Source organism: Oerskovia sp. NPDC056781 (assembly GCF_042789955.1).
GTDB lineage: Bacteria > Actinomycetota > Actinomycetes > Actinomycetales > Cellulomonadaceae > Oerskovia > Oerskovia rustica.
In genome coordinates this window covers 1-4092 of sequence record NZ_JBHUAD010000298.1, presented here as the reverse complement: position 1 = coordinate 4092, position 4092 = coordinate 1, and the positions used below count along the sequence as shown (strand labels likewise).

At 70.6% G+C, this 4092-nt stretch carries 2 protein-coding genes; one reads left to right on the top strand and one right to left on the bottom strand.

The annotated features are described in order from the left end of the window. Nucleotides 1–98 precede the first annotated feature (98 nt). Nucleotides 99–728 (bottom strand): PPA1309 family protein, encoded by a 630-nt coding sequence (locus tag ACFRCR_RS17415; RefSeq protein ID WP_225228405.1) that lies wholly within the window; start codon nucleotides 726–728, stop codon nucleotides 99–101. A gap of 227 nt (nucleotides 729–955) precedes the next feature. Here ACFRCR_RS17415 and ACFRCR_RS17410 point away from each other — a divergent pair, with 227 nt between their 5' ends. Continuing rightward, the gene (locus ACFRCR_RS17410) at nucleotides 956–3964 is read left to right on the top strand and encodes a UPF0182 family protein (RefSeq protein ID WP_377679292.1); all 3009 of its coding nucleotides are present in this window, start codon (nucleotides 956–958) and stop codon (nucleotides 3962–3964) included. Nucleotides 3965–4092: the final 128 nt, after the last annotated feature.

The following is a 4092-nucleotide window of genomic DNA, read 5'->3' as shown; positions in this document are numbered from 1 at the left end:
GGACGACCACGTCGTCCGGCCCCTCGGGGCTCCCTCGCACGTGGCGCTGCTCGCCCGGCTCGCGCTGGTGCGCGCCGGCTCGGACGGCCGCCCGGCGGTCACTCGAACGTCGCGCGCAGCCCCTCGATCAGGCCCGGCACGAGGTCCGGACCGAACGCCACGTCGTCGCCGTCGTCGTTCGCGCGCGTGCGGACCGCGCACCACGGGGTGCCGTCGCGCAGGACACCGACCGCGAGACGGACGTCCTGGCGGTCCGGGTGCGACGACAGGTAGGCGAGGGCCGCGGCCGGGTCGGTGGGCAGCCCCTCCTCGGCGGACGGGGGCAGGATGACGCGCTCGGCGACGATCGCGGCACCGTCGACCGTGCCGGGCCACGAGATCCCTGCGAGCAGGTCCTCGAGCGTCTCGACGTCGGGCAGGCCTTCCTGCTCGACCGAGACCAGGTGGTCCGGGATGCCGCGCGCCGCGGTCACGACCTCGGGCGGGAGGCGGTCCGCCAGGCCCGGGTCGGCGGCCATCGCGTCGGCCGTGCGGACGAGCGCGAACACGCGCGGGGGAGCGTCCCAGCCGTCGGCGGCGACGTGCGCCTCGACGTCGCGCACGGCGTCGGCGAGCGCGAGCTGCGCGAGGGGGACGATGGGGGCGGGGGCGTCGTCGGGGACGCCCGAGGCGGCCTGGGACGTGCTCGGGGCGGGCTGGTCGGGCGCGGGGGAGGTCGTGTCTGCCATGTCCCCAGCATGTCAGGCCCGACGACGTCGGCGCAGTCGGCGGGTCGGGGCCAGGTACGTGTGGGAACCTGGAACCGCTGTGGGCCGTTGACGAGATGGACGGCCTGTGGCCTGACCCTGTCGAGATCGTGGACCGCCTGTGAATCCGGTGGTCGTGGGCCCGGCACGGACAGGTACCGACGCCTGACGACCTGACGCTCGACCGAACGCAAAGAGGTAAGCCCACCGTGTCATTCGCCGCAGCGCCACGACGCCCTTCAGGGCCCGAGGCCGGCTCCCGCAGACGACGCAGCCCGCTCGGCATCGCCGTTGCCGTCGTGGCTGCCCTCGTCCTCCTGCTGTTCCTGCTCGCGCAGTTCTGGACCGAGGTCCTCTGGTTCACCCAGCTGGGCTTCGAAGGCGTCCTGTGGACGGAGTGGGGGACCCGTGCGGCGCTGTTCGTCGGCGGCTTCCTCGTGATGGGCGGACTCGTCTTCCTGTCGTTGTCGCTCGCGTACAGGTCCCGCCCCATCTACGCGCCCTCGACGCCCGAGCAGGCCACGCTCGACCAGTACCGCGAGGCGATCGAGCCCCTGCGCAAGGTCGTGACGATCGCGGGCCCCGCGCTCATCGGCTTCTTCGCCGGTGCGGCGGCGTCCTCGCAGTGGAGCACGGTGCTCCTGGCCCTGAACTCGGTGCCGTTCGGCACCAAGGACCCGCAGTGGGGCCTGGACATCTCGTTCTTCGTCTTCACGCTGCCCGTGCTGCGCTTCGCCGTGGGCTTCCTCATGGCCGCGGTCATCATCTCGGGCATCGGCGCCCTGGCGACCCACTACCTGTACGGCGGGGTGCGCATCGGTGGTGGCGCGGGCAGCGGCCCGCGCACGACCAAGGCCGCTCGCGTGCAGCTCTCGGTCACGGCCGCCGTGCTCATGCTGCTCATCGGCGCCAACTACTGGCTCGACCGGTACTCGCTCCTGACCACGACGGGTGACAAGTTCGACGGTGCCTCGTACGCCGACGTCAACGCGGTCATCCCGTCCAAGGCGATCCTGACGGGCGTCGCGATCCTCGTCGCGCTGCTGTTCGTGGCGACCGCGGTCCGCGGCAACTGGCGCCTGCCCGCGATCGGCGTGGGGCTCATGGTCGTCTCCGCGATCGCGATCGGCGGGATCTACCCGGCCGTCGTCCAGCGCTTCCAGGTCAACCCGAACGCGCAGGAGTTCGAGGCCGAGTACATCCAGCGGAACATCGACGCGACCAAGACGGCGTTCGGGCTCGACGGGGTCGAGGCGGCCAACTACGACGCGAAGACCCAGGCAGAGGCCGGAGCGCTGCGCGCGGACGCCGACACCACGGCGTCCATCCGCCTGCTCGACCCGCAGATCGTCAGCCCGACGTTCCGCCAGCTCCAGCAGAACAAGCAGTACTACAACTTCCAGGAGACCCTCTCCGTCGACCGGTACATGATCGACGGCCAGAGCCGCGACACCGTGATCGCCGTCCGTGAGCTCAACCTCGAGGGACTCGGCGCGAGCCAGCGCAACTGGGTCAACGACCACACCGTGTACACGCACGGGTACGGCGTCGTGGCCGCGTACGGCAACCAGATCGGCCCGGGCGGTCAGCCCGCGTTCTACGAGGGAGACATCCCCTCGGTGGGTTCGCTGCCCGAGTACGAGCCGCGCATCTACTTCAGCCCGGACTCGACCCAGTACTCGATCGTCGGCGCCCCCGAGGGCACCAAGCCCTGGGAGTTCGACTACCCGGACGACGAGGCGGGCGGGCAGGTCAACAACACGTTCGGCGCCGAGGACGGGGCCGTCGCAGGCCCCAGCGTCGGCTCGTTCGGCACCAAGCTGCTCTACGCCCTGAAGTTCGGCTCCGAGCAGATCCTGTTCTCCGACCGTGTGACGACCGACTCGCAGATCCTGTACGACCGGTCGCCGCGTGACCGCGTCGCGAAGGTCGCCCCGTACCTCACGCTCGACGGCAAGGTCTACCCCGCCGTCGTGGACGGCCGGGTCAAGTGGATCGTCGACGGCTACACCACGACCAACTCCTACCCGTACTCGGCATCACGCCCCCTCGACGAGGCGACGCAGGACACCCTGACGGTCAACTCGCAGTCGGTCGCGGCGCTCGCACCGCAGCAGGTCAACTACATCCGCAACTCGGTCAAGGCCACGGTCGACGCCTACGACGGTTCGGTCGACCTGTACGCGTGGGACACCGAGGACCCGATCCTGCAGGCGTGGGACAACGTCTTCCCGACGTCGCTCAAGCCGATCTCCGAGATCAGCGGCGACCTCATGAGCCACCTGCGCTACCCCGAGGACATGTTCAAGGTCCAGCGTGCGCTGCTCACGAGCTACCACGTCGACGACGCCCGCGAGTTCTTCTCCGGTCAGGACTTCTGGAACGTCCCGCGCGATCCCACGGTGCGCGGCACCGGCACCAAGCCCTACCAGCCGCCGTACTACCTGACGCTGCAGATGCCCGGTCAGGAGAACCCCGCGTTCTCCCTCATGACCACGTTCATCCCGGGCGGCAACTCCGACCGAGAGATCCTCACCGGGTTCCTCGCGGTCGATGCCGAGGCAGGCAGTACCGCAGGTGTGAAGGCCGAGTCGTACGGCAAGCTCAGGCTCCTCGAGCTGCCACGCAACGCCACGGTCCCCGGACCGGGGCAGGTGCAGAACACGTTCGACTCGGACCCCACGGTGTCCAACGAGCTGAACATCCTCAGCCGCGGCAACTCGACCGTGATCCACGGCAACCTGCTCACGCTCCCCGTGGGCGGCGGTCTGCTCTACGTGCAGCCCGTGTACGTGCAGGCGTCCGAGGGCACCAAGTTCCCGCTGCTGCGCAAGGTGCTGGTCAGCTTCGGTGACCAGGTCGGGTTCGCCGACACGCTCGACGAGGCCCTCAACCAGGTCTTCGGCGGCGAGTCGGGTGCATCGGCCGGTGACGCCGGTGGTGAGGTCGCTCCGGTCATCCCGACCGACGGAGAGACCCCGCCGCCCACGGACGGCACCGACACCGGGACGGACACCCCGGCGCCCGTCACGGAGAACCCCGAGGCGCGCGCGCAGCTCGACCAGGCTCTCCAGGCCGCCAGCCAGGCGATCAAGGACGGTCAGGCCGCCCTCGCGGAGGGTGACTTCGCCGCCTACGGCGAGTCGCAGGAACGCCTGCAGACCGCGCTCGAGTCGGCGATCGCCGCCGAGGAGTCGTTGGGTACCGAGACCCCGTGACGCGCGGATGACCGGTCACCCCCTGGGGTGAGCGAGGAGACGACGGACGCCGCTCCTGACCTGAGGGGGGGGGGGGGCGGGCCGGCTCTTGGTGGTCGGTGTGTACCGCCCCCCCCCGCGGGGGTGCG